This window comes from Paenibacillus lignilyticus (genome assembly GCF_017942085.1).
Taxonomy (GTDB): domain Bacteria; phylum Bacillota; class Bacilli; order Paenibacillales; family Paenibacillaceae; genus Paenibacillus_Z; species Paenibacillus_Z lignilyticus.
The window spans coordinates 255,839-279,909 of record NZ_JAGKSP010000002.1; the positions used below are offsets into that span (position 1 = coordinate 255,839).

Genomic DNA, 24,071 nt, shown 5'->3' on the forward strand with positions numbered 1-24,071 from the left:
AACGTATTAGAGGGAAATCACGCGGCCTGTCGCTTGCGATTCGAATGCAGCCAGGATGACGGCAAGCGATTTGCGACCTTCTTCGCCGGAGATGCTTGGTTTGGTGTTTGTCAGAAGCGATTCGATGAACGCATCGACAACGCCGCTTGTTTCTTGTTTATCGTTTGTGCTGATGGCACCTACGTTGTAACGTTCAACCGTGCCGTTGCGAAGCTCGACGATGATTTGATCCTTCGGATCCGTGCCGATCTTCATAACGCCGTTCTCGCACCAGAATACAGTGGAGTTGTCTTCGCCTTTGTAGTACGTCCAGCTCGCCACAAGCGTGCCGATTGCGCCGCTTTTCATACGAAGCAAGCAAGTCGCGTTATCGTCAACATCCGTACCTTCTTTATCAAGCGTACCGATATAGCCCGTAACTTGCGCAACTTCATCGTCAAGCAGGTAACGGATCAAATCGGATTTGTGCACGCCCAGGTCGCCCATAGCGCCCATGATTGCTTCTTCTTTACGGAAGAACCAGCTGCCTTTGCCGTCTACGCTCCAGCCTTCAGGACCGGGATGGCCGAAGGAGGTGCGAAACGTCAATACACGGCCAAGCGCGCCGCTTTGCAGAAGCTGCTTTGCTTTCACGTGCGGAGGCATCAAGCGTTGATTGTGGCCAACCATTAAATAAACGCCGTTCTTGCTTGCAGCTTCGATCATCGCTGCTGCTTCTTCGTCCGTGGAAGCCATCGGCTTCTCCACAAGGACGTGAGCGCCTGCATTAGCAGCCGCGATCGTTACCGGTGCATGCAGATAGTTCGGTGTGCAAACGCTGACGGCTTCCGGTTTAATCACGCTGAGCATTTCTTCATAGCTTGCGAATGCTTTCGCATTGTATTTCTCTGCAAATTCTTCTGCGCGTTCGATTACAGGATCTACGAATGCAACGAACTCTACGTTCGGATTAGCTGCATATTCGGGAATATGACGGCGCTGAGCGATCGCACCGCAGCCTACAACGGCTACTTTAATTTTCTTCATGTTCGGTAACTCTCCCTTTGATCAATAATTATGCTTTATGGCCGTTTGCTTTCAGCCATTCCATGCTTGTTTGTACGGACTCAAGCGGCGGGTTAGCGCAGCTGTCCTGCTCCACAACCAACCATTCAACGCCTGCTTTGTTAGCCGCGTCGATAATATCGTTCAGCGCAAGATCGCCTTTGCCAAGCTCGACGGTGTCGATATGGTTGACGGATGTTTCTTTGCGGAAGTCTTTCAAGTGAAGCAGCGGCAGACGGCCGGCATATTTTGCGATATAAGCCAGCGGATCTTGATTGGAGTACTGCACCCAGCCGATATCCATTTCCACTTTAAGCAGATCAGCATCGACTTTCGTATACATCGCATCGAAAATGTATTCGCCGTCGATTTCAGCGGCAAATTCGAAGTCGTGGTTATGGTAGCAGAATTGCAAACCTTCTTCGCGCAAACGAGCGCCGAAGGTTGCGAATTTCGCGATCAGCTCGCGCCAGAATGCTTCTCCGCCAGCCAATTGCTCGGGGGACAACCATGGGCAGATCACATAACGTGCGCCAACTGTTTTGAGATATTGGATTTGTTCTTCCATGTTCTCTTCAAGCTGCTGCAAGCCAACATGGCTTCCGAATGCTTCAAGGCCAAGCTCTTGCAGTAGGTCGCGCATTTCTTCAGCCGGAATATCGCCGTAACCTGCAAATTCAACGCCTTCATAACCCATTGCCGCTACTTGGCGAAGCGTGCCTCTGAAATCTTTAGCTGTATCGTCACGCAGTGTAAACAATTGTAATCCGATTTTCACTAGTGATCTTCCTTTCATGATGACGGATGAACGCCTGATCGGCGTCAAGCCCGGTTAGTTGACCAATCTGACAATCATTATAGTGGATATCAAGGCGTTCGTAGATGTATTATATAACAGTGACATGTACAATTTTGCTGCAAAATGGAGAGAGACCTTTGATTACCGAAATAATGAGCTGTAATTACTCCTATCATTCACAGCCCTTTCAGATCATCAATCGGGACGGATTGCGAGCCTATGTGTTTCGATTACAAATGGACGGCAGCTGCGAGGCGCTCGTCGATGGACGGATGCAGCGAATTGAAGCCGGTGATCTGCTGCTTTTTAAGCCGGGTGACTACTACCAGCTGAACATTGCGCCTAGCCACTCTCAAGAAGAAGAGGAGCAGCAAACCGAGATTTCAAGCGGCGATTACTACGTCATCTGCCGAGGGAGCTGGCTCGACGAGTGGTGGAGCCGCAAGGATCGCCCCCAGCGGGTAAAGGTTGTGCCGGATGAGCGGTGGCTGTCGGTTTGGCAGGCCCTTATCTTGGAGAAACGGCGCTTTGAAGCAGAGGATCAAGAGCTGTCCGATTATTTGCTGCGCTCGCTCTGCCTCTGCATTGACCGCGCGATTACAACGCAGTCGGTGTTTCAAGGGAAATCCTTTGTCGCCACGCGCATGAAAAACTTCATCGACGAGAACGCCGCGCGCTCATTTACGATTGCCGAGGTTGCCGAGTGCGCACGCCTCAGTGTATCGCGCACCGTCCATCTGTTCAAGGAATGCTATGGCATGACCATCATTCAGTATACCCAAAATGTTCGATTATCCATGGCCATCGATCGGATCAAATACAGCACCATGACCTTGGAGCAGATCGCGGTTACTTGCGGTTTCGGCAGTTATTCTTACTTTTATCGGGTGTTCCGTCAGAAGTACGGCGTGTCCCCCGCAGCCTATCGGCTGAGCTAGCCGCCCGCTACTAACTTGGCAATGAGTTCACTGGGCTCTACTTGGAAACAATAGCGTAAGCCTATGTCCGAACAGCCTGCTTACACTTATTCATACTACTCGGGAGGTCGCTGCCCGCATGCGATTCAAAGACGTATTCTCCATTATCGGCCCCTCCATGGTGGGACCTTCCAGCTCTCATACCGCCGGCGCAGTCCGAATCGGACTTGTTGCCAGTCAGCTTCTGGGCGGCGTTCCGGATCAGGCAGAAATTATTTTCTATGGCTCCTTTGCCGCTACCTATCAAGGGCACGGTACGGATGTAGCGATTGTCAGCGGATTGCTTGGATTCGCCACCGATGATTATCGCATTCCGCAAGCGCTTGATATCGCGAGTGATCGAGGCGTTGCTATTTCGTTCGAACAGGGAAAAGGACTCTTCTCCCATCCCAATACGGTCAAACTCGTCTTATCCGTCGATCAGCCTGTCCCGCAGCAGCTATCGTTGATAGGAACCTCCATTGGAGGCGGCAATATTGAAATCGTCGAATTAAATGAGTTTGCCGTTAAGCTTACCGGAAACTATCCGACGCTCGTTATCCGGCATGCGGACCGCCCTGGGGTTATCGCGGATCTGACTTCCTTGTTGAAATCGGAAAGCGTCAACATCGGTCATATGTCCGTTGATCGCAAAGGCCGAAGCGGCGCTGCACTGACGGTAATTGAGCTGGATGCGGCTCTGCCCGCTCCGCTGCTGGAGACAATCAAACAAATCAACCATGTGCAAACCATTTATACCGTGGATCTTAGTCAAACAGAGGGGACGGGTACATCATGAATTTTCGGACGTTATCGGAGCTTGGCGAGCTGTGCGCGCAGCGCGGACTTTCCATTGGCAGACTGATGCTGGAGGAGCAAAGCGCTGAGTCAGGCAAGCAGGCTAAGGACGAGTTCGCCAAAATGACCGCTTATTACGGCGTCATGAAAGAAGCGGTCCGCCGCGGCTTGCACGAGAATACAACCTCGCGCAGCGGGCTAACCGGCCTTGATGCACAGCGTGTGCTCGCGAAGAGACAAGAGCTTGAGCCGAGCCTCGGCGGATCGGCCAGCGATGCGATGGCGTATGCGCTCGCGGTGTCTGAGGTGAACGCCTCCATGGGCCGCATCATCGCAACGCCAACGGCGGGCTCCTGCGGCATCATCCCCGGCGTCTTCGTCAGCACCCAGGAGCGCTTTGGCTTGGCTGACGAAGAATTGGTCTATGCCTTATTCGCCGCCGGCGCCATTGGCTATGTCATCGCCAACAATTCTTTCGTCTCCGGCGCCGAAGGCGGCTGCCAGGCCGAGGTAGGCTCGGCCATCGGCATGGCGGCCGGCGCGCTCGTGGAGCTAAGAGGCGGCACACCCGCGCAAGCGATCCATGCCGTCGGCCTCGCGCTGAAGAATACGCTCGGGCTCATCTGCGACCCAGTCGGCGGTCTCGTTGAAATTCCGTGCATCGTGCGCAACGGCTTCGGCGCCGTTACGGCACTGGCTGCCGCGGATATGGCGCTCGCCGGTGTACGCAGCGTAATTCCCTCCGACGAAGTCATTCAGGTAATGCTTGAGGTTGGCTCAGCCATGCCGGAGATCCACCGCGAAACGGCCGGCGGCGGCCTGGCCCAAACGCCGACTGGCCGCAAAATTATGAGCGATCTGAAGAATAAGAAGAAACCGCAGCCGCAGTAATTTGCTTGGTGCAAATGTTTAGCGGTTGGTGGTCGGTTGGTTGTGATCGGCTGGTGGCGGTCGGCTGGTGCTGGTAGTTGGCAATTAGTCGGTTGTCGATGGCAGTTTGGCAGCACAAAGTTAAATTTTTCCGCACTAACGAATCGTAGAAGCCTTATTTGGTCCAAACACAACGATTTGAAATTCTTACGAATCCTACAGGTCTTATTCGCCCGAAACTCGTGCATTTCTACCTGTTTCGGTCCAAATAAGACCTCTGTGATTCGTTAGAATAATTGAAGTGCCTATTTCTCCAAAATAAGACCTCCACGATTCGTTAGCGTGGTGGGGTCGGGCGTGAGGTTAGCGTTAGTGCTGTGAAGCTTGGGCGAGAGTTCGTATTAAGTTAGTGCTGTGAAGCTAGGGCGAGAGTTCGTGTTAAGTTAGTGTTGTGTGGCTTAGGCGAGAGTTCGTGTTAGCGTTTAGTGCGGTGTGGCTTGGGCGAGAGTTCGTGTTAAGTTAGTGCTGTAAAGCTTAGGCGAGAGTTCGTGTTAAGTTAGTGCAGTGTGGCACGGGCGAGAGTTCGCGTTAGCGTGGTGAAGGACGGCGAACCCCGCGCATCCCCCATCCCGCCGCCTCATGGCTTAGCAGTCCCGTAACCTCCACTCCCGCGGAAACGGGAAGCTTTCCTTCAGGCCCATGCCGCTCATGTCAATCGCTTCCCAGCCGAGTCCATAGGCAGGAGACCCCGGATCCAGCGAGAATTGCACGCTGCCACCCTCCCCTTCCGTGATCAGCATCGGATCGCTGTTCAAGGTGTGGGCATCAAATTTGCCATCCATCATTTGGCGCCAAGCTTCCCACGGGATCGGCACCAGCCCTCTTTTGTCATCTCCGTAGATTCCGCTTACCGTCAGCTCCTTCGCTCCGTTCGCATAGAGATTGAAGTCCGCCTCCTGCAGTCGATCATCCTTCCAATTGACGAAATGATACAGCTGGTCACCGGAGTTCACGGCAACGTTACGCAGTATCGTAACATCGCGATTCGCCTCGCCGGCCATTTCTTGTGTGCCGAAGGCAGCCCGCGCATCGTTGCGCACAAGCAGATTATTCTCGATGCGGTTGCCGATGCCTTTGGAGAAAATAACGAACCACAATACTCCGCTGCCGGCGCTGTACAAATCATGGATCACATTATGCGAGACCTGATAGTAATCCGATGCATCGTCCAAGTAAATGCAGAAGCCGAAGGAGAAATAGATGCCGCTGTGATGGAACCGATTGGCGATAATCCGGTTGCCGGTTCCAGCCCCCCAAGATTCTAGCATCCCGCCATCTTGACTGTCCTTCATCACATCCCAGATGTTATTGCGAGTAATCAGGTTGTTCCGTGTATGGGTAAAATCCCAATGATTCTCCCACGTAACCTCCGTCCCGTAATAGGACGACTCCATCGCCCCTTGCCTTAAGCCTTTCAGCGAAATGCCATACCTCGGCATGCCGTGAATTTCGTTGTGGGATACCTCATTGCTTCCGCTTTGATAGAGCTGAATGCCGGAGCTATGGCCCACCAGTTCACCGCCGAAACGAATCAAATTATTCGAAATGAGGTTCCCTTTGCTCACATCAGCCTGCTCCGCGCTGGCATAATCGCCTTCTCCCGGGGCGATGCCGATAACATAAATCCCATTGTAGCCGGTATGCTCGATCAGATTGCCCGAGATTTCATTGCCCTGACAATACCCATTCAGTACGATGCCGCTAAAACCGCTGTTTCGAAGGTGGCAGCCCCTCACTGAACTTCCGCAAGCATTTTCAAGATAAACGAGTCCATGTCTGCTCTCCGCGCGCTCGCAGTTGCTGTCCGGCATTCGATACTCCCGAGCATAATCGGAGCACTCCACCGTCAAGCCTTCCAGCACAATGCCTTTCACCGGTTTGTCATGCGATCCGCCCACCAGCTCAATCACACGGTTCATAGCCGGAGCCACAATGACCTGCTCCTCAATCGGAAGCTGTCTCGGATAATAATAGAGCTCGCCGCCGGAAGCATCGAAGTAAAACTCCCCCGGTTCCGTCAAGACTGACAACGCGCCTTGCACTCTGTACCGCGAACCTTGGTCGATCCCCCACGGTGCAGGTTCTTTGAACGAAATAAACCCTTCTTCCCAGTTAATACGATCGATTGTTTTCGTTTCCGTAAACCAATTCCACTCGCCTTCACCGGGCCAAATATGAACCTGCGCACCGCCAGCATGATGTTCGAACAACGGTATATCATCCTTAAGGAATCGAAAACCGCTTCTCGAATCACCGTCTCCTTTACCGGCAACGACATGGTAACCTTGTTTCGGACTCCTCGCCGTCAATGCGCGTTCACCGTTCTCATAGAGCGTATGAATGGCACAACCTTCGTTCAGACGGACACGATAGATATTGGCATCGTAAGGCTCCCAACCTGTAATCGCGCTTCCGCCGCTAATTGTTGCACCCTCTTCACCCTGTGCAGCGCTGCGATATGTCACCGAATAACCTTCAGGAGCGGAGTCCCCCTCATCAAAACGCAGCGGTTCCGTCAATTCGTACCGCCCTCCGCTTATCCAAACGGTAATGTCCTGCTTATAGCCTTCAGCCAGCTTCATCCGTACCAGCTCTCTGGCACGTTCAAGTGTCCGAACAGCCGCCTCGGCAGTCGCTCCCGCGTTGGCATCAGCGCCATTCTTAACCGAAACAAACAACTCCATCTGAATAACCCTCCCGTTCCATGTAAAAAGAGGCAAAGGTACACGACTGCTCCCTCTGCCTCTTTGGCTTTTTTACCTCTTACTAACTAATCATCCGTCTTATTATTTCAAGCCTTGCTTCACAAGGAACTCATCCCATTGCTTCTGAATTTCCTGATCGATCTTCTCTTGGCCTGCCGCTTTCAGCTTCTCGATGTATTTCGGCATAATTTCGGCAGGATCCACGGCACCTGTTTCCAGTGCCGTTGCAAATTCATTGTTAACCGCATTTGTATTCGCAAGCTCGGATTTAATCGGATCCTGATTAACGGAGAAGCCATACGATGCCGCAACCATGGCGCTGTTGTTCAGGTCGATCGTTTTTTGCCATACATCAGGCGTTTGCGGCGCTTTCAGGTAAGCATTGAACTGGTTGCCGAATACCCAGTCTACATTCGGCGCATAGCCGGAATCTTTGATCGGCTCGATGTAGTCGCCGTCTTTCTTCGTGTAGTGTTTGCCTTCAATACCGTAGCAAATCAAGTTGTACAGGTATTTATCTGTGTTTAACAGGTTGATGAACATCAAAGCGCGTTCAGGGTTTTTGCTTGTTTTGCTGATGACTTGCATCGCGCTGGCAATCCCCGTGAAGTAGCTGTCGGAAATCGGAGCATAGATGACTTCATTGCCGCCGTTATTGTTCATTTCATCAATCTCGCCGCCCGGCTTTGTTGTAAATTCGATACCGACCGCGACATTGCCTTTCTTCTCCAGGTCTCCGAAGTTTTTGAGAATGGGAGCATCCTCATTGATGTAGCCTGCTTTATACCATCTGTGCATCGTTTCGTAGTATTCTTTCTTCGTATTGATTTGCTCTTCACCTGTCAAAATGGAATAGTTCGCGTCGTCTTTCTTGTAGGAAACGGCCAATCCATCCGTGCCAACCCAATCAGGGCTAGTATAGATGCCCCATGAGTTCATGCCCATACCGAATGGAATAACATCCGGTTCGCCTTCTTTAATCTGTTTCAGGAATGGTTCAATGTCTTTGTACGTATGAATGGTGCTAACGTCGAGGTTGTATTTGTCGGCAAAACGTTTCTGAATGACCAAGCTCTTCGTTTTAGCTGCAACCTGGTATACCGGGAAGCCGTACACTTTACCGTCATTGGCTTTCATATCCGGCCAGAATTTATCCGGAATATTGGCGCGCGCTTCTGGTGCATATTTACTGATCATGTCGTCGGTAAGTTCAAGCAGTGCGCCTTTATCAATATTCGCTTGATAGCTGAGCAGCCAGTACTTGGAGCCCCATGCGACGTCGAATTCTTCGCCGGCAGCCATGATCGTATTCAGCTTCGGATCGTATTCGTCAAAAGAAAGCGGCTTCAAATCAACCGTTGCGTTAATTTTCTCTTTCAAATATTTATTGATTTCATCATTGACGGCTTGTTGATCCGGACCTGGCGGGTTACTCGGATAGTAGAACGTCAATTTCACTTCCGGCAGCTCTTCTTTGGCCGGCTCTTCTGCCGTATTGTTCGCAGCCGGTTCAGTCGTTGTATTGGTTGTATCCGTTGCAGCCGTATTCTCGGCCGCATTCGTGTTCTTGTTATTCCCGTTGTTATTGCTGGAGCAAGCGGCAATGATGCTGAAGCATAGAAGTAGTAAACACCATTTAAGCACAGTAGACGATGATTTCATTTTCACTTGAAAGACACCTCCGTTTTTAGTTAACCCCATACCTTGTATTTAAGCAATAACAAACTTCACAGTCCCTTGCCCGCTCACCCCCTCTCATGAAATGCCGTTACCCTTTCAAGGATCCTACTGTGATGCCCTTCACAAAAAACTTCTGGAAGAACGGGAAGATCACGAGCATCGGTCCGCCTGCCAGAATCGCCATCGCCATTCGGACTGACAGCGTAGGGAAATTGGCGAATTGCAGCTTACTGGCCGCTTCAGCCAGCGGTGAGTTGGCGAGAAATTCGATCTGCGACAAAATCCGAACGAGCAGCAGCTGCAGCGGCACGAACTTATCGTTATCAATAAAGAGCAAGGACGTGAACCAATCATTCCAATAGGCGAAAGAAATGAACAGTCCAAGCGTTGCAAGTGCAGGCGTCGATAAGGGCAGTATGATTTGGATAAATATCCGTGTTTCGCTGGAGCCGTCTACTTTTGCGGATTCAATGATTTCTAGCGAGATCTTGTCCAAGAAGCCCTTCATAATGAGAATATTGTAGGGACTGAGCAGCAGCGGAATGATGAGTGCGCCGAGCGTGTTCTTCAGATGCAAGTACTGGGTCATCAAAATATAGAACGGAATCAATCCACCACTGAACAACATGGTAAAGAACACATAGAACGTGAGCGGGCGGTTATATCGAAAATCTCGCCGAGAGATCGGGTACGCGGTAAGCGCGGTAAGCAGCAGCGCAATCACCGTGCCGATCACCGTAATGGCAATCGTGACGCCATAGCCGCGGAGCATAATGGTCGGTTGCTTCAGCACGATCCGAAATGCCTCTAAACTAAACTCACTCGGAATGAAGCGGTATCCGTTCTGAACGAGACTGTTCTCGGAGGTAATCGATACGGCGATGACGAGCAAGAACGGAAGCACAATGAGCGCACTGACAATAAGGAAAAATGCATTGATGAACCAATTGGATTGCTGCATGGATTTCGCATTCGACATAATCACAATTCCTCCTAGAATAAAGCGCTGTCCTTATCGACTCTACGCACCAAATAATTCGCCGATACAATGGTCACCAAGCCGACCACAGACTGCAGGAATCCGACAGCCGCGCCTGAATTAATGTCACCCAGCTTCGTAAGTGCACGATAAACGTAAGTATCGATAATGTCTGTCGTCGCAAAGTTAAGTCCCACGTTATTAGGTACAAAGTAGTGCAAACCGAAATCCCCGCGGAAAATATTGCCCAAACCGAGAATGAACAAAATAATAATAAGCGGCTTCAGCAGCGGCAGCGTGATTCGCGTCATCATTTGTACTCTGGAAGCACCGTCGAGTCTGGCCGCTTCGTAATATTCGCTGTTAATGCCCATAATGCCGGCGTAGTAGACGAGCGTGGAGAAGCCGACACCTTTCCATACCGATACCAACGGCAGGATAAAGAGCCATGGCGTTGTCTCGAAATACCATTTATGCGGCTCCATCCCGATGTTCTGCAGAATATTGTTCAAATAACCGCTCTTATGCTCCAGAAAGGCGTAGGCTATATAGCCGACAAGGACGAGCGATATAAAGTAAGGCAGAAACATCGCAGTCTGGTAAATTTTCACCATTCGCCCCGATACTTCATTAAGCAGCAGCGCGAAGAGCAGCGCGGTTACCGTGCCAAGCACGATATACACGCAGTTATACAACAAGGTGTTTCGAATGATACGCAGAGCATCCTGCGATTTAAAGAGAAACTCAAAGTTATCCAAGCCTACCCATCTGCTGCCGAAGATGCCTTGATCATACCGAAAGAACTTAAACGCAAGAATCAAACCGACCATCGGGAAATAATTGATTACTAATTTGTAAAGAATGCCCGGCACGGCGAGCAGCAGCAGCTCTCTGTTCTTGCGCAAATGCCGCCATTCTCGACCTAGCCAGTTTCCTTTGCTGCTTTGTCCCGAATTCCTCATGACTTGTGACCTCCTCCTTCTGACCTTCATGTTGCCATGCCAGGGCAACGAAATATAGAATACGATTTTCGAAAAGCTGTATCCGGCACGTGTAAAATGTTCGAATTTATGCATTTTACTGGCCTACGGACATAATAAAACCGCCATTCCCGCCGCCTCGAAAGGCGAATTGGGAACGGCGGTCCATAGACAAGTCCGTTATGAGATGGATTTCTTCATCCGATATTCCTTCGGTGTGCTTCCAAACTTCCCTTTGAACAATCGGAAGAAATAGCTCGGATTCGAATACCCGCATTTCTCCATAATTTCGATGACGGTATAATCATCCGTTTCAAGCAGCTGCTGTGCATGCTTCAAGCGTACCTCATTCATATATTCCGTAATGGACATCGAGGTGCTGTCCTTAAACATTTTGCCGATATATGCCGAAGACAGCTTCACGGTAGCCGCGATGGACTGCTGGCTTAAATTGATATCGGCATACTTCTGTTCCACCAATTCCTTGATCGTCTCCAGAATCATATCGTTTCGTTCCATCGTTGCCGGGCGCTGGCCTTCGCAGATTCTCGCGCAAAGCGACAGCAGCGCGATATACATTTCCTCCAGCGTTTCTTTCTCCTGCGTAATTAGAGTCGCGTATTCCAAATCGACATCAAATTTGATGACCCGGTTATTCGCGATCTCCGCCGCCGTATTCTTCACCACCCAGGCTAAGTTCGAGACGGCTCTAAGCATATCGTCATATCCGAACGTCGCCAGCATAGTAAATGCCTTCTCGAGCTCGCTTCCCGCCTCGGACATTTGGCCTTTCTTCAGCGCCTCAGAGAGCTTGCGTTCAATGACATCCGGGATAGCGGATTGCTTGTTGAACAAATTCTCCTTGATCTGATCGGGGGTTATCACCGCCATATGGCCATAGATGATCTTGTAATTACACACTTGCAGCGCCTGGTTATAGGCCGACGAAATGTATGGAAATTGTGGAATCGAATCACTTACACCGCATGAGAGTGAGATCCCATAGAAATGGAGAATCGTTTGTTGAATGTCTTTGATAATCGGGACGACCTGCTCGGCAAGCGTTGCTGCCGGCTCCGAAGCACGATCAGCATGGTCGCCTTCTCCGGCGCCCGCAGACTGATTCGACACGATCAGCACCACATGGTCGCCTCGCACCTCAACCACTTCGCAGAGATGCTGCTTAGCCATGATTTCATGCGCGATGTTAACAATCGCAAAGCTGTAGAGCTTCTTCGCAGCTCCTGTCGTATTGCGATCAAAGGCCTGGAATTCATCGATCCGCAGGACGCAGACCAGCAGCTCATCCTTAACCGAGATGCCAAGCCCATGCTTCTCGATCACCTCGAGCATATCATGGTGCGTAAACAGACTGCTGTCCGTCAGCAGCTTGCGCAAATAATATTTGCTCACGATTTGCTCCGAGCTGATTTCCTGCAGCTTATGCGAGAGCTGCATATAATTGTCGCTCATTAAATGCAGCTCATCGCCGTCGAATGGCGTTGCATTCGATCCCCCTCTCGGTGCCTGCAGGCGAATACGGCGCAGCATTCGTTCAATCGGCGTATACAGCTTGTAGGACAGCCAAATCGATAAGCCGATGGACAGCACCAGGAAAATACCCGTAATGGCGAATGATTTCGTCCGAGTTGAACGAACATCCTTCATCATCAGATCATAAGACTGCACGTAGATGATCGTCCAGTTGCGAACTCCGTCATCCATATAGGATACAAGCTGCTTGCTGCCATCGATCTTCCCAACGACAAAGCCGGATTGCTGCTGGTTCATGGCTTTATCTCGCTGGACCAGCTGTTTGATCTGATCTCGCTTGGCCTTGTCCTGATCGGTTACGGCATCATCCGAGGAAAAGAGATGGCCGTCTTGATCGGCAATGTAAATTTCATTGCCCTCTTTGTCATTGCTGACCGCATCCATCCTCTTCAAGCTTTCGAATACCCAATCGGATTTGATGTACAGAATGATCGCCGATTCCGCCCTGGAGAACGGTTTAAGTGAATTCGTAACGAGAAAAGCAAAAGCATCGATGCCTCCGTCTGCCTTCTCAAGGCTGACGGGAATAAGTCTTGACGTTGGATGGGGCTTCGAAGGATTAAAGAGCCAGTCGCGGATGCTCGATTTTGTTTTGCCGCCATCCAGCAGGAAGGCGCTTGTCGTGCCGTAAATTTCATTTTGCGTGTGATTATAGATTGCAATGGAATGCAGAAAGGAAGCGCTCTCCATAATGCTCGACATCCGCTGATAGCCGCGTATAAAGTCCATCTTAGGCAGCTTCATGTCGAACAGGAGTGTCGCAAGCTGATTGTCTTTATTGACGTAGTTGGACAGATGCGTGATAATTTCGTTCATGTAAGTGAGGTTATATTGAATTTGCGATAATACCTTGAGGTTAGACTGCTCTTGGTTGCGTCTTACGGAGTCCTCCAACACATACGTATTCGCAACGGCCAGCGCCATGAGCACGACAACCATGGAAAGCATGATGGAGATTAAAACACGCTGCAAGTATTTTTTCGACTTATAGATACCGAAGCCTTTCACAGTTGCTCCCCCTTTAGACGGAACTTCGCATATCTCCTATTATGTCAAATGTTGATTCAGTCTGCTAGATCAATTTAGAGCCGCGTCGTAAAGTCGGTTTCTTTACGAAGGCCGTTTTTTTCATTATAATTAGCCATTAAAGAGGTGTAACATGATCATAATTAAAACCAAAGATGAAATCGAGCATATGCGCAAAGCAGGCGAAATTCTCGCTGCCTGCCACCGCGAAATCGCGAACATGATTAAACCCGGCATCACGACCAATGAAATTGATCAATTTGCTGAGAAATTTATGGAGCAGCACGGCGCGAAGCCTGAGCAGAAAGGTTATAAGGGCTACGCATACGCAACCTGCGCTTCCGTCAACGACGTCATCTGTCACGGCTTCCCTTCGGCAACGCCGCTGAAGGAAGGCGATATCGTTACCATCGACATGGTCGTCAACTTGAATGGCTGGCTGGCTGACTCCGCTTGGTCTTATGCGGTAGGCAAAGTATCCGCGCAAGCGAAGAAGCTGCTCAAGGTTACCGAAGAAGCGATGTACAAAGGGATCGAGCAAGCCGTTGTGGGCAACCGCATGGGCGATGTATCGAACGCAATCCAGAAGCATGCCGAAGCGGAAGGCTTCTCCGTTGTTCGTGAATTTATCGGCCACGGCATCGGGCAGGATATGCATGAAGAACCGCAAGTGCCGCATTATGGCCCAGCCGGACGCGGAATTAGGCTGAAAGCCGGGATGGTCATGACCATCGAGCCGATGCTGAACACCGGCGTATGGCAAAGCAAGATCGATTCCGATGGATGGACGGCACGCACGATGGACGGCGGACTCTCCGCTCAATACGAGCATACCATCGCCATTACGGATGAAGGTCCAATCATTCTTACCAAACAATAGCAACGTGAAAAAGGCTGTATCCGGAATGCGCTCTGTTAGCGCATTGCCGGATACAGCCTTTTCGATGGCTAAGAAAAACATTTCTCCACAAGCGCCATCCGGATATACAATCCGTTCTGCGCTTGTCTGAAATAAGCCGCCCGCGGGTCGCTGTCTACCTCAGGATGAATCTCGCCGGCACGCGGCAGCGGATGAAGAATCATCGCACTCGCCTTCATCTCATCCAGCAGCTTTCGGTCGATGATATATTTGCCTTCCGCCTTGCTGTACTCCTCCGGCGAAGGGAAACGCTCCTTCTGAATCCGAGTCTGGTAGAACACATCAGCCGTCTTCGCAATGCCCGCAAGATCGATCGTTTCCTCATAGGATACGCCTTTCTCATCCAAGTACTGCTTCACATAGGAAGGAATGCGCACATTATCCGGTGAGATAAACGTCAGATGCACATCCTTGTAATTCGCCAGCAGGTAGCTCAAGGAATGTACGGTTCGACCATAAGTCAGGTCTCCGATCATGGCGATATGCAAGCCATCGATGCGTCCGAATTCCTTCTGAATCGTGTACAAATCAAGGAGTGCCTGAGTAGGATGCTCGCCGGAGCCGTCCCCCGCATTAATGACCGGAACGCTCGATACCGCTGCCGCGCGTTTCGCAGCTCCGATATCCGTGTGGCGCATGACGATGAGATCGCTGTACCCCGAAATGATGCGGATCGTATCCTCCAGCGTTTCTCCTTTAATCGTGGACGAGAATTGGCTCGCATTCTCGGTACCGATTACGCGGCCGCCCAGTCGGTGCATGGCCGATTCGAAGGAGAAGCGGGTACGCGTGCTCGCTTCGAAGAAGAGCGTGCTCATTATTTTATTCGGGAACTGCTGATTGCCGCCTTCTCGCGCTACCTGTTCCATCCCTTTCGCTGATTCGAACAGCCCATCCAACTCAGCTCGATCGAATTGCTTCGCTCCAAGTACATGATACAATCCACTCATTCTTCGCCATCCCCTTTAGCACGTTGTCCATACGATTATAAGCCAGGCTCGCAAGCACATTCAAATGGTATCAAGCCATGCATTAACCGATAATCAGCTTCTCTTCGGGATACTTTATATCCGGCTTCTTCTTGCCGGAAGTGAACAAGGAGAAGTACAAGAACATCCCGATTCGACCAATGAACATCAGAAGAATAAGCGTGATTTTGCCTGAAATATGCAGCTGCCCCGTAATGCCAGTAGACAGCCCGCATGTACCGAACGCAGACGTGACCTCGAACAGTACGGCCGAGAGATCGTATCGATGCGCTTCCGCCATAAGTACGGCGAATATACCGACGATAACGAGCAGCACGGACATCGCAAAAAACACGAAGCTCTTATAAACGTCATCCTTGCTAATGGAGCGGTTAAACAGCCGTACCTCTTTCTCGCCTTTTGCAAAATTGATCATCACAACCACTATAACGGCGATCGTCGTCGTTCGGATACCTCCGCCAACGCTTGATGGGCTCGCCCCAATAAACATCAATACCGAGATGAGCAGCTGCGACGCCTGATGCAGCGACGACATATCGATGATGGTAAGGCCGGCGCTGCGTGACGTAATGGAAGTGAACAACGCATTCATCAGCTGTTGATGGAGAGGCATACCCGCGAACGAATGGCCCGCTTCCGTCAGCCAAATGACTACGAGGCCCAGCAGGATAAGCACGGCGTGCGTAACCATCGTAACCTTCGTGAATAAGGAAAACCGAAACCGTTTGTTCTTCTTCCTCGCCCATTCCGTCACTTCGGCAAGAACGGGAAATCCAACGGCACCAAGCACAATTAACGCCATCGTTACGCTCTGTACGAAATAATCGTCGGAGTACCGAATAAGCGAGTCCCCAAACAAGTCAAAGCCCGCATTCGTAAACGCGGAAACCGCATGGAACACCCCATTGAAGAAAGCACTCCATATCGTATCCGACTCGCCGGTCGAATAGAAATAAATGCCGAATATGACCGTTCCAAGCAGCTCGATCGCAAGCGTCAGCAGCAAGACAAGCCTCATCAGCTGAACGAGTCCGGCCAGTTGGTTCCGGTTCTGATCGATCATAATGAGCTTGCGCTCCAGCAGACCGATATTCTCCCCAAGCAAGAACCAGTAGAAGCTGCCGAGCGTCATGATGCCGATCCCGCCGAATTGGAAGGCAAAGATAAGGACAGCCGCGCCGAAGACGCTGAAGGAATCGCCTGTGCTCACCGTTGTGAGCCCCGTAACACTCACGGCGCTGGCGGCCGTGAATAAAGCGTCAATGAATGACAAACGCACGCCCGGCTTCCAGCTGACCGGCAGCATGAGCAGCAGCGTGATGAAGAGAATACCCAGTACATAAACAGATACGATCAGCCTCGCGGGCGACATTTTACGAATTAATCTCCTGAGCATAAGTAAGAACGTGACTCCTTATGTAGACCGGATAGAAATGCGAACTCTTCTAGTGTAATCGACATTGTTTTTGGATACAACTTCCTATCGACACAAGCTTCCAAACTAGACAAAAAAGGCCGCCCACGAGGGCAGCCTAGGCATAAGGTATGGATGGATTATCCGGATAAGTTAGATTCTTTCTGAAGCCAAACCGCCATTTCGCCCGGTTCGCGATTGGCCCACGCAAAATAAGGGACCGCCGTAAACGATACGTGCGTATATCTGGAACCGCTCGGACGATACAGCGTTTGATTCCAATCGTCTCTGATGCGCACCGCTGCATTTCCATGAAGCATGACCATCGGCACGCCGTTAATGTCATGAGTAGAATGGCTGTACTCCGGCTGGCTCAGAATCGTCATATCGAAGATATTGAACGGATTGTCCACGGCTTCCAGGCAGTACACGACAGGTCCGCGCATAAGCGCGACTTTACCTGCGCTCTCCATGACAAGCGGATTCGCTTCCATTTCAACGACCGGCATAGGGAAGCTGAGCGAAACGGCACCGTCCGTCATCAAGCTTACAGGGATATGCAGATAGCCGTTTTTCAATACGAGACCGTCTGCGATTGCGTTGCTGCTGTACACCACTGTGCCGTCGATCGAAACCGTCGGGTTCGTGCACCAGCCCGGCATGCGGAACGCAAGAGCTGCGCCTTCGACAGACTCGCCGCCAACTTGTACCTGTACCGTTTCTGTCCATGGATAATTCGTCGTTTGTTCAACTTGCATCGATCCGGAAGCCAGCTTGATATTCGCTTTGCTCTGCACATACTGGCTGATATATAACGTATCTTCCTGGGTGGCATAGACGTATTCGCCAATTGCAGCAATGAACCTCAGAATGTTCGGCGGGCAGCAGGAGCATTCGAATACACGCTCACGCCGATAGTTAGGGAACAAATTCCGAGTATCATGCACGCCTTTCAAGAAATCATTGTGTGCAGGCACGGATTGCAGCGCATTATCGTAGAAGAACCCTGTCCCATCGAGCGACAGTCCTGCTAATGCGCCGTTATACATCTGACGCTCGATGATATCCGCATACCGCGCGTCCGGCTCAATGGAGAACATCCGTTGCGCGAAGAATGCCATGGCGATCGAAGCGCATGTCTCCGCATAAGAGCTCTGATTAGGCAGCATATAAGCCGCGCCGATGGCTTCGCCGAATCGTTCCGCGCTCACCCCGCCGGTTACATACATCTTCCGCAGCGTTGCATCATCCCAAAGACGCAAACAAGCCTCGTATAGCTCCTTATCGCCATACTCCCGGGAGATATCCGCCATCGACGAATAGAAATACATCGCTCTCACCGCATGGCCTGCAGCTGCAGGCAGCTCACGCGCCGGCGCATCGTCTTGCGCATACGTATCGTTGTATAATAATTGGCTGTTAAGCGGCGGGCTCGCCGGCCAAGTTCCGTTCCTCACGGAGAAAATCCGATCATGCGCTTGCGTGCCGCGGATATCGATAAAATGCTTCGAGAGCTCCAAGTAACGATCTTCCCCTGTAGCCTGCCACAACCGAACAAGTGCCAATTCAATCTCTTGGTGACCCGGTGCCGAATAGTTAGCTGTTCCTTCAAGCTTGAACGCTTTTTCAATAAAATCCGCAAAACGTGTCATGATGTTCAGAAAGCGCTTACTGCCCGTTGAATAAAAGTGAGCAACAGCCGCTTCCATCATATGGCCTGCAGTATAGAGTTCATGTGCGGTGCGGTCATTGAAACGATTCACCGGTTCACATGTCAAAAAATACGAATTGAAATAACCATCCTCGTCTTGTCCCTGCTCGATATAGTCAATGACGGTTTCCAGCTTCTTGCTAATCTCTTCATCCGGATGGTAATACAAGATGTAAGCTGCGCCTTCCATCCACTTCGCAACATCGGAATCCCAGAAAATATGCGGCTTATTGTCCATTCCTTCTTGCCAAGAGAGGCGCATGGCATCGATTCGCCCTGTTTCATGGAAACGATCATAAATCGCATTTACCGTAGCGCGAGCGTTAGTATGCTGCCATTGTCCCCAGAAGCCTTCGCCCAGCGATACTTCTTTCCAATTCACTTGTGTTAACTTGCTCATCGTAGATTCTAATCTCCTCTGACTTTATGTCGTTTGTAGTCAAACCTCCCCCTGTTTCTTCGACATGGAATATAATAACACCTTCTCCAAATCCATATTTATTGAACGCAAAATAAAACAGCCCCGAATCGCTCCGGAGGCTGCTTCTGGTTAAACGGGGACAAAATAATAAGGATTTCCTTCAAAATCCAAGTACTCCGCCACAAGCTGATTCCTCATCTGTTCGATGAAATAAATCGGATCTGCCATGTAAACCGTGCCGGATGCCGCTGTTTCGTTGATCTTGCGCTGAATCTGCTCCATCACCTGCTCAGGGACATAATACGAGCCCTCGGCGCACACCCTTGCTCTAATCCAGCAGGTGCTGCAAGCTTGGGATTGAAGCTCCTGCAGCTTCGCTATCGCTTGAAAATTGCGGGTGTCCAGATAAAAATCAATAAGTGCTTCATTCATGACTGTTGATGCAGCATCCTGCTGAATAAAGATCTTGCTGCCGCTGCGCGAATGCTCCTTCATTACGGATCCCTCGCATCACAACTATTATGGTAGGTCTTACACACTATTCCATTAGACCTACCTCGCTATCATATATATCACAATTTTTAGGATAATTCTACTATATTAGTATAATAAAATGTCCCGCTATGGGATAAAAAAAAGCGCATCGATAGCTTATCGATGCGCTTTGTGTATTACATATAAATTTCAATTACATTCTGTTCGGAACGCAAGCCGGCTTGAAGCGTCTCGCGGCTAATCCGGACGCCGCCCTGACGGTAACGATTCGCTGTCGGTTCCAGCGTAACCTCTGCTCCGTTAAGGGTTACCCGGCGTTCAGCGCCGCCGCCATCCAGGTGATAGACGAATCGGATCGGCGTATCCATTAAGCGGAACTCGAACTGCAGCCCGTTCAGATGGTTCGGAAGCACAGGGTCGATGACGAGGTCTCCGCCCTCTTGGCGAATGCCCAGACAGTTCGAGATGAGCTGGTTCATGTAGATTCCCGGGCCGCTGGAGTACACTCTCCATCCGCCCTTCACTTGAACTTTGCCTTCTCTTAACGCCTCGAAACGCTCCTGCGCCTCGTAACGGTCGTTGAATTTGCCGTCGGAGCTGCTGAAGTAGGCGTTGCTTTGACGAATTTCCGCATTTGGCACTACGTCGCGCAGCCCCACCGGATTAATCATCTGCAGCCCTTTCCAGGCTTCATCCCGGAATCCAAGCTTGGCCATGGCTTCGACAAACCGGATATGCGCATGGACATATTGCAAACCGATTTCCCGTCCGAAGTTAGATGCCTGCTCCGCACGCTTGAAGCGGGTACTTACGCCGCCGTTATAGGCAGCAGGTTTGTTCATAAGCCGGACGCCATCCGGGAAATACAGCTTTTCTTTAATAATAGCGTAATGGGCATAGGCTTGTTCTTTGGTGAGCAGCTCTCCGATCATGCTTCTGGTCATCGGCAGCAGCCGGTACTGGATGCCTGTCTCGTTCTCATCCGGGTGAATCATCAGCTTCACCTGTTCCGGATTCTCCATATATAAGAAGCCGGGAATCGTGCCGGTCGGCAGCATATAACGGTTGAAGTCGGCTTGAATACCCTCAGCGAGTACACTTAGCTCTTCCGACAGCTCCTTATTGTAATCGGCGAGCGCCGCAGCTAACTGCTTCATCACCTGATAAGTCAAAGAAACGGTCCAGCTGCTGACCAGATACTTCTTCAGCTGCGCATTAGCAGGCTGCAGGGTGTCATCCCAATCGCCGTCGCCATAGGAAGATAAGCTCGTGCCATGCAGGAAGTGCGCTTTAATATATTCGATTTCTTTGAGCACATGTCCAAGAAGCGAATCCGTCTGCTCCGTAAACGCAAATGTATGCCGGTTCGTATACGGAAGCTGCTCTTCAAGAATGCCGTAATCTTTGGTTACATTCAAATAATCGCCGATGACCTTCAGCGGCCAAACAATAATGTCGCCATGGCTTTCTTCCGATTGCACTTTGCTGTACTTGTCGTACATAAACCACTGCGGCCAGTTACCGGTATCCTCGTATTGATGGGAAAACACCGTTTGAAGAACCGTCCGAACGACGTCATACTTCTGCGTGGCCATGAAATATTCGACCGGCCCCTGACATACGTCGCGCGAGCCCCAGGCAGCCCCGCCATATTGCTCAAGACCATGCGGCGTTGAGAAATGGACGAGCATGTTGTGCGTATACCACCAAGCGAGTGTGTTCACCTTCTCCAGCTCGTCCGATACTGTTCCATCAGTTAAGGAAAGGTCGAAGCCATTCATGACATTATAGTAGAAATCACGGTAACGAGCGGCTTCCTCTTCCGCATTGCGAGCAACAAACGGCTGCTCTTCCCCATTCAAAAGCCCTTGAATCGTTAAGCTCCAATTCGCCGCAGCATCGACTTGCAGCACAACGAGTGATGCATCGCCGGTCTGAACATTGTCAGCGAGCAGCCGTCCATCGCCAATACTCATCGAAGCGCCTGCAAGTTTCATACGGTAGCATAGCTCGGGATAGACAGAACGGCTGTACGAACGATCATCCGCGCGGAAAGTAAGGACATCGCCTTCTTGCTCCATACGGAACGGAACTTCGTATTCATTATTATCCATTGTCACTTGGTTCGTCACCAAATAACGATACGACTTGCCGTTCTCGGAAACGACCTGCAGCTGAACCTCAGGCGTATCGAGCGTCGTAAAACTCGTCACAACGATTTGATCCTCCGGCAATTTATAGACCCACTTGGCATAGTTGAAGCCGATTTCGAAGACGGATGGCAATGCCAGCAGGCGATAGCTTCCTCCGATCTCGACATAGATGCGTTGACCGGAAGTCTTCATCATATTAAGCGCGTTACGGGCATTGGACATCATTTTGTTAAACGACGTATTGCCGACTACGATATGCGAATTGAAGATCCCATACATGAATGAGGTTGTTGCCAGAACCTGCTCGTTCATCCGATCGTTATTGCCGGTCATCATAATATGTCCATGCGGCCGCTCTACGCGAAGCTCCTTTTCCTTAAGGACCACATGCTCATGCGTAGGCGTAAAGAAGGACAGCAATGTCTCTCCATCCCATTCTTCCTGTTGGCGCGATGGGTAACGCTCCTCAATCTCGGCTTCGGTCAGCGATGCCGACATGAGCGGTTGTCCAATCGTCGAATGAAGCGAAACCTTCTCCACCGCATGCACTGCTTCCATAGGCGACTTTGAATCCGCCCATGCCCAAGCTTCCGCAATCTCGTCCCCATATTCAAGCGCAGCAACCGCATCAGCATGATTATCCTTATACAAACCATAGAACACGACGCGAGCTGACCCTTTCAATTGGATCCGTTCCGTTTGCAGCGCTGCATAAGCAAACTCGTATTGGTAAACTTCATTCGCTAATGATGGCTGCTTAAGGCCTGCCGCTTCGTTTGTTTCTTTGTACGACAATCCGAACAGCTGGAATCCATCCGTGGCGTAACCAATCGCACCTGTCAGCGCCCCTTGCTGTATATACGGGAATTTCCCTTGCTGCGGTTGGTTCTGCCTGGAGCAAATGACATAACCTTTGCTCGAATCCTCGAACACCGAATGACCGATATATTGCGACACATAGGATTCATTGGAACGAACAGCGCCGCGATTGGCAATGCCGATATCTTGTCCATACACGAGATCCGCCTGAACGCCGTCACCGGTTAAAGCAATATCCCAGAACCAGATGCCGCGATCCGATAACCGGAAAACAACCTTGTAGGAAACGCCTTTCGCGGAGCCCTCCCAGACGGCAGCATGCTCAGAATAAGCAAAGCGGCTTTGGGATCGAATGCCCAGCAGTGGAACAACGTCCGTAATCGTTCCGTCTTCGGCGAATAATCGCAGAAACACATTGTTAAACGATCCATCGATGGCATTCGAAAGTACTTGATTGATAAGTACATCTCCGTGTGAAGCCTGGTACAGGTCACCGCTGTTCAAAAAAGTAAACTGCAGGCCTCCACCACTTAATGAGATTTTGGAAAGAGATTTGCTCGTTTCGGCTGAGTTATTCACGTTTGTCCACTCTCATTTCACATGTATTCGGTTGGTGAAACGTATCACCAACTATATAATACCATATTCGGCAGCATTCTCGCATGCCGGAATTTACAAAAAAAGGAGAAGCAGCCTCAACTCGGGTCACTTCTCCCTAAATCCAATTTTACCGGTTTGCATCAAGAAGCTTATAAAACTCAGCCACACGGTTAAAGACGCCATCCGGTATACGATCATATTCTGAACTCTGGTAAGTAGATAACCAACGGACTCCGTATGTACGAAGCCCAGCAGCTTTACCGGCGAGGATGTCCGCATTACTGTCCCCGACAAAAATAGCATTCGAATGATCTATGCCCAATAGCTGCAGCGCTTTATGAATACCTTCGGGATCCGGTTTCGGTTTGCCGACGTCATCGCCCGTTATCGCAACGTCAAAAAATCGTTGCAATTGCAAAGCCTCGGAAGAGATTACAAACGCCCGTCTGCTTTTTCCGGTAATAACTCCGATCTTCACGCCTTGCTCCTTCAAGTGGCGAAGTAAATCCACCAGCTCCTTCTCATTAGGAAAGTTGGTATAATGCCCTTTCTCATACAACGCGTAATAATCCTCAATAGCTTGTAGAACGGAGGCTTGGGCCGTAAAGTTCTCCTCAATAATGCCTTCTTCCGTGGGACCAAACATGGAAATCAGCTCATCGTTGGTAACCTCTCTATGATCATGCTGTTTAAACACGGCTTTAAAGGCACTGAACGATAAGGGCAACGTGTCTGCAAGTGTACCGTCAAAATCAAATAAGACCGCTTTAATGGACATAACGAGAACTCCTCCTTGTTAAATAAAGGGAATCATCTCCATCCTATCAGAATCCAATGATGCAGAAACGGCAAAAAACCTGAATTCCTTTATAATGCAAGGATTTCAGGTTTTTCTTAGGATGCGGTCGGAGGGATTTGAACCCTCACGCCTTGTGAGCGCCACCCCCTCAAGATGGTGTGTCTGCCGTTCCACCACGACCGCGAAGTGATATGTGATTGTCCATATCGAATGAGATAAAAGTGAGCCATGTAGGACTCGAACCTACGACACCCTGATTAAAAGTCAGGTGCTCTACCAACTGAGCTAATGGCTCTTAAA

Annotated in this window: 17 protein-coding genes and 2 tRNA genes; 4 read left to right on the forward strand and 15 right to left on the reverse strand. The window is 50.4% G+C overall.

The genetic code is table 11. From position 1 onward, the window contains the following. Positions 1-6 precede the first annotated feature (6 nt). Together I8J30_RS06335 and I8J30_RS06340 are read right to left on the reverse strand one after the other, a co-directional pair. The gene (locus I8J30_RS06335) at positions 7-1,026 is read right to left on the reverse strand and encodes a Gfo/Idh/MocA family protein (RefSeq protein WP_091221214.1); all 1,020 of its coding nucleotides are present in this window, start codon (positions 1,024-1,026) and stop codon (positions 7-9) included. Positions 1,027-1,054: 28 nt separating this feature from the next. After that, a complete protein-coding gene (locus I8J30_RS06340) occupies positions 1,055-1,840 on the reverse strand; it encodes a sugar phosphate isomerase/epimerase family protein (protein WP_091221217.1) in 786 nt (261 codons plus the stop codon). A 140-nt stretch (positions 1,841-1,980) separates the two neighbouring features. Here I8J30_RS06340 and I8J30_RS06345 point away from each other — a divergent pair, with 140 nt between their 5' ends. From I8J30_RS06345 to sdaAA, 3 genes are all read left to right on the forward strand, one after another. Further along, complete coding sequence (locus I8J30_RS06345; RefSeq protein WP_210656447.1) at positions 1,981-2,781, forward strand: AraC family transcriptional regulator; 801 nt, start codon at positions 1,981-1,983, stop codon at positions 2,779-2,781. A gap of 118 nt (positions 2,782-2,899) precedes the next feature. Continuing rightward, positions 2,900-3,598 carry an L-serine ammonia-lyase, iron-sulfur-dependent subunit beta gene (gene sdaAB / locus I8J30_RS06350; RefSeq protein ID WP_210656449.1) on the forward strand — a complete coding sequence of 233 codons (699 nt, stop codon included), beginning with the start codon at positions 2,900-2,902 and terminating at the stop codon, positions 3,596-3,598. Next, the gene (gene sdaAA / locus I8J30_RS06355; RefSeq protein WP_210656451.1) at positions 3,595-4,488 is read left to right on the forward strand and encodes an L-serine ammonia-lyase, iron-sulfur-dependent, subunit alpha; all 894 of its coding nucleotides are present in this window, start codon (positions 3,595-3,597) and stop codon (positions 4,486-4,488) included. The genes sdaAB and sdaAA overlap by 4 nt, the downstream gene beginning before the upstream one ends. Positions 4,489-5,111: 623 nt before the next feature. Here sdaAA and I8J30_RS06360 read toward each other — a convergent pair. The 5 genes from I8J30_RS06360 to I8J30_RS33905 form a co-directional block, all read right to left on the reverse strand. Beyond that, the gene (locus tag I8J30_RS06360) at positions 5,112-7,211 is read right to left on the reverse strand and encodes a right-handed parallel beta-helix repeat-containing protein (protein ID WP_210656453.1); all 2,100 of its coding nucleotides are present in this window, start codon (positions 7,209-7,211) and stop codon (positions 5,112-5,114) included. A 102-nt stretch (positions 7,212-7,313) separates the two neighbouring features. Next, the gene (locus tag I8J30_RS06365) at positions 7,314-8,894 is read right to left on the reverse strand and encodes an ABC transporter substrate-binding protein (RefSeq protein ID WP_240547944.1); all 1,581 of its coding nucleotides are present in this window, start codon (positions 8,892-8,894) and stop codon (positions 7,314-7,316) included. Between the two features lie 106 nt (positions 8,895-9,000). Further along, entirely contained in the window at positions 9,001-9,891 is an 891-nt protein-coding gene (locus I8J30_RS06370) for a carbohydrate ABC transporter permease (RefSeq protein WP_210656457.1), read from the reverse strand. Positions 9,892-9,905: 14 nt separating this feature from the next. Next, complete coding sequence (locus I8J30_RS06375; protein ID WP_210656459.1) at positions 9,906-10,853, reverse strand: ABC transporter permease subunit; 948 nt, start codon at positions 10,851-10,853, stop codon at positions 9,906-9,908. A gap of 198 nt (positions 10,854-11,051) precedes the next feature. Continuing rightward, complete coding sequence (locus tag I8J30_RS33905; RefSeq protein ID WP_210656461.1) at positions 11,052-13,433, reverse strand: helix-turn-helix domain-containing protein; 2,382 nt, start codon at positions 13,431-13,433, stop codon at positions 11,052-11,054. Positions 13,434-13,584: 151 nt separating this feature from the next. Between I8J30_RS33905 and map the strand changes: the two genes are divergently transcribed. Then, entirely contained in the window at positions 13,585-14,331 is a 747-nt protein-coding gene (gene map, locus I8J30_RS06385; RefSeq protein ID WP_210656463.1) for a type I methionyl aminopeptidase, read from the forward strand. Between the two features lie 68 nt (positions 14,332-14,399). Here map and pyrB read toward each other — a convergent pair whose 3' ends face one another. The 8 genes from pyrB to I8J30_RS06425 all read right to left on the reverse strand — a co-directional run bounded on the left by pyrB (position 14,400) and on the right by I8J30_RS06425 (position 24,066). Then, complete coding sequence (gene pyrB, locus I8J30_RS06390; RefSeq protein ID WP_210656465.1) at positions 14,400-15,320, reverse strand: aspartate carbamoyltransferase; 921 nt, start codon at positions 15,318-15,320, stop codon at positions 14,400-14,402. An 82-nt stretch (positions 15,321-15,402) separates the two neighbouring features. Further along, on the reverse strand, positions 15,403-16,755 hold the full coding sequence (locus I8J30_RS06395) for a TrkH family potassium uptake protein (protein WP_210656468.1): 1,353 nt from the start codon (positions 16,753-16,755) through the stop codon (positions 15,403-15,405). Between the two features lie 158 nt (positions 16,756-16,913). Next, entirely contained in the window at positions 16,914-18,884 is a 1,971-nt protein-coding gene (locus tag I8J30_RS06400; protein WP_210656470.1) for a glycoside hydrolase family 127 protein, read from the reverse strand. 150 nt (positions 18,885-19,034) lie between these two features. After that, positions 19,035-19,400, reverse strand: coding sequence for a hypothetical protein (locus tag I8J30_RS06405; protein ID WP_210656471.1), 366 nt, complete (start codon positions 19,398-19,400; stop codon positions 19,035-19,037). A 176-nt stretch (positions 19,401-19,576) separates the two neighbouring features. Further along, positions 19,577-22,876: a GH36-type glycosyl hydrolase domain-containing protein gene (locus tag I8J30_RS06410; protein WP_240547887.1), complete on the reverse strand. Its 3,300-nt coding sequence runs from the start codon at positions 22,874-22,876 to the stop codon at positions 19,577-19,579. Positions 22,877-23,099: 223 nt separating this feature from the next. Next, a complete protein-coding gene (locus tag I8J30_RS06415) occupies positions 23,100-23,750 on the reverse strand; it encodes an HAD family hydrolase (protein ID WP_240547888.1) in 651 nt (216 codons plus the stop codon). A gap of 122 nt (positions 23,751-23,872) precedes the next feature. Next, a tRNA-Leu gene (locus tag I8J30_RS06420) sits at positions 23,873-23,954 on the reverse strand. Between the two features lie 39 nt (positions 23,955-23,993). Then, a tRNA-Lys gene (locus tag I8J30_RS06425) sits at positions 23,994-24,066 on the reverse strand. Between the last annotated feature and the right edge of the window lie 5 nt (positions 24,067-24,071).

Bases quoted from the DNA above. Each gene is read 5' to 3' on its own strand.
- I8J30_RS06360 (WP_210656453.1), bottom strand. From the start codon at position 7,211: ATGGAGTTGTTTGTTTCGGTTAAGAATGGCGCTGATGCCAACGCGGGA.
- I8J30_RS06395 (WP_210656468.1), bottom strand. From the start codon at position 16,755: ATGCTCAGGAGATTAATTCGTAAAATGTCGCCCGCGAGGCTGATCGTA.
- I8J30_RS06405 (WP_210656471.1), bottom strand. From the start codon at position 19,400: ATGAAGGAGCATTCGCGCAGCGGCAGCAAGATCTTTATTCAGCAGGAT.
- sdaAA (WP_210656451.1), top strand. From the start codon at position 3,595: ATGAATTTTCGGACGTTATCGGAGCTTGGCGAGCTGTGCGCGCAGCGC.
- I8J30_RS06335 (WP_091221214.1), bottom strand. From the start codon at position 1,026: ATGAAGAAAATTAAAGTAGCCGTTGTAGGCTGCGGTGCGATCGCTCAG.
- I8J30_RS06415 (WP_240547888.1), bottom strand. From the start codon at position 23,750: ATGTCCATTAAAGCGGTCTTATTTGATTTTGACGGTACACTTGCAGAC.
- I8J30_RS06370 (WP_210656457.1), bottom strand. From the start codon at position 9,891: ATGTCGAATGCGAAATCCATGCAGCAATCCAATTGGTTCATCAATGCA.
- pyrB (WP_210656465.1), bottom strand. From the start codon at position 15,320: ATGAGTGGATTGTATCATGTACTTGGAGCGAAGCAATTCGATCGAGCT.
- map (WP_210656463.1), top strand. From the start codon at position 13,585: ATGATCATAATTAAAACCAAAGATGAAATCGAGCATATGCGCAAAGCA.
- I8J30_RS06340 (WP_091221217.1), bottom strand. From the start codon at position 1,840: ATGAAAGGAAGATCACTAGTGAAAATCGGATTACAATTGTTTACACTG.
- I8J30_RS06375 (WP_210656459.1), bottom strand. From the start codon at position 10,853: ATGAGGAATTCGGGACAAAGCAGCAAAGGAAACTGGCTAGGTCGAGAA.
- I8J30_RS06400 (WP_210656470.1), bottom strand. From the start codon at position 18,884: ATGAGCAAGTTAACACAAGTGAATTGGAAAGAAGTATCGCTGGGCGAA.
- I8J30_RS06365 (WP_240547944.1), bottom strand. From the start codon at position 8,894: ATGAAATCATCGTCTACTGTGCTTAAATGGTGTTTACTACTTCTATGC.
- sdaAB (WP_210656449.1), top strand. From the start codon at position 2,900: ATGCGATTCAAAGACGTATTCTCCATTATCGGCCCCTCCATGGTGGGA.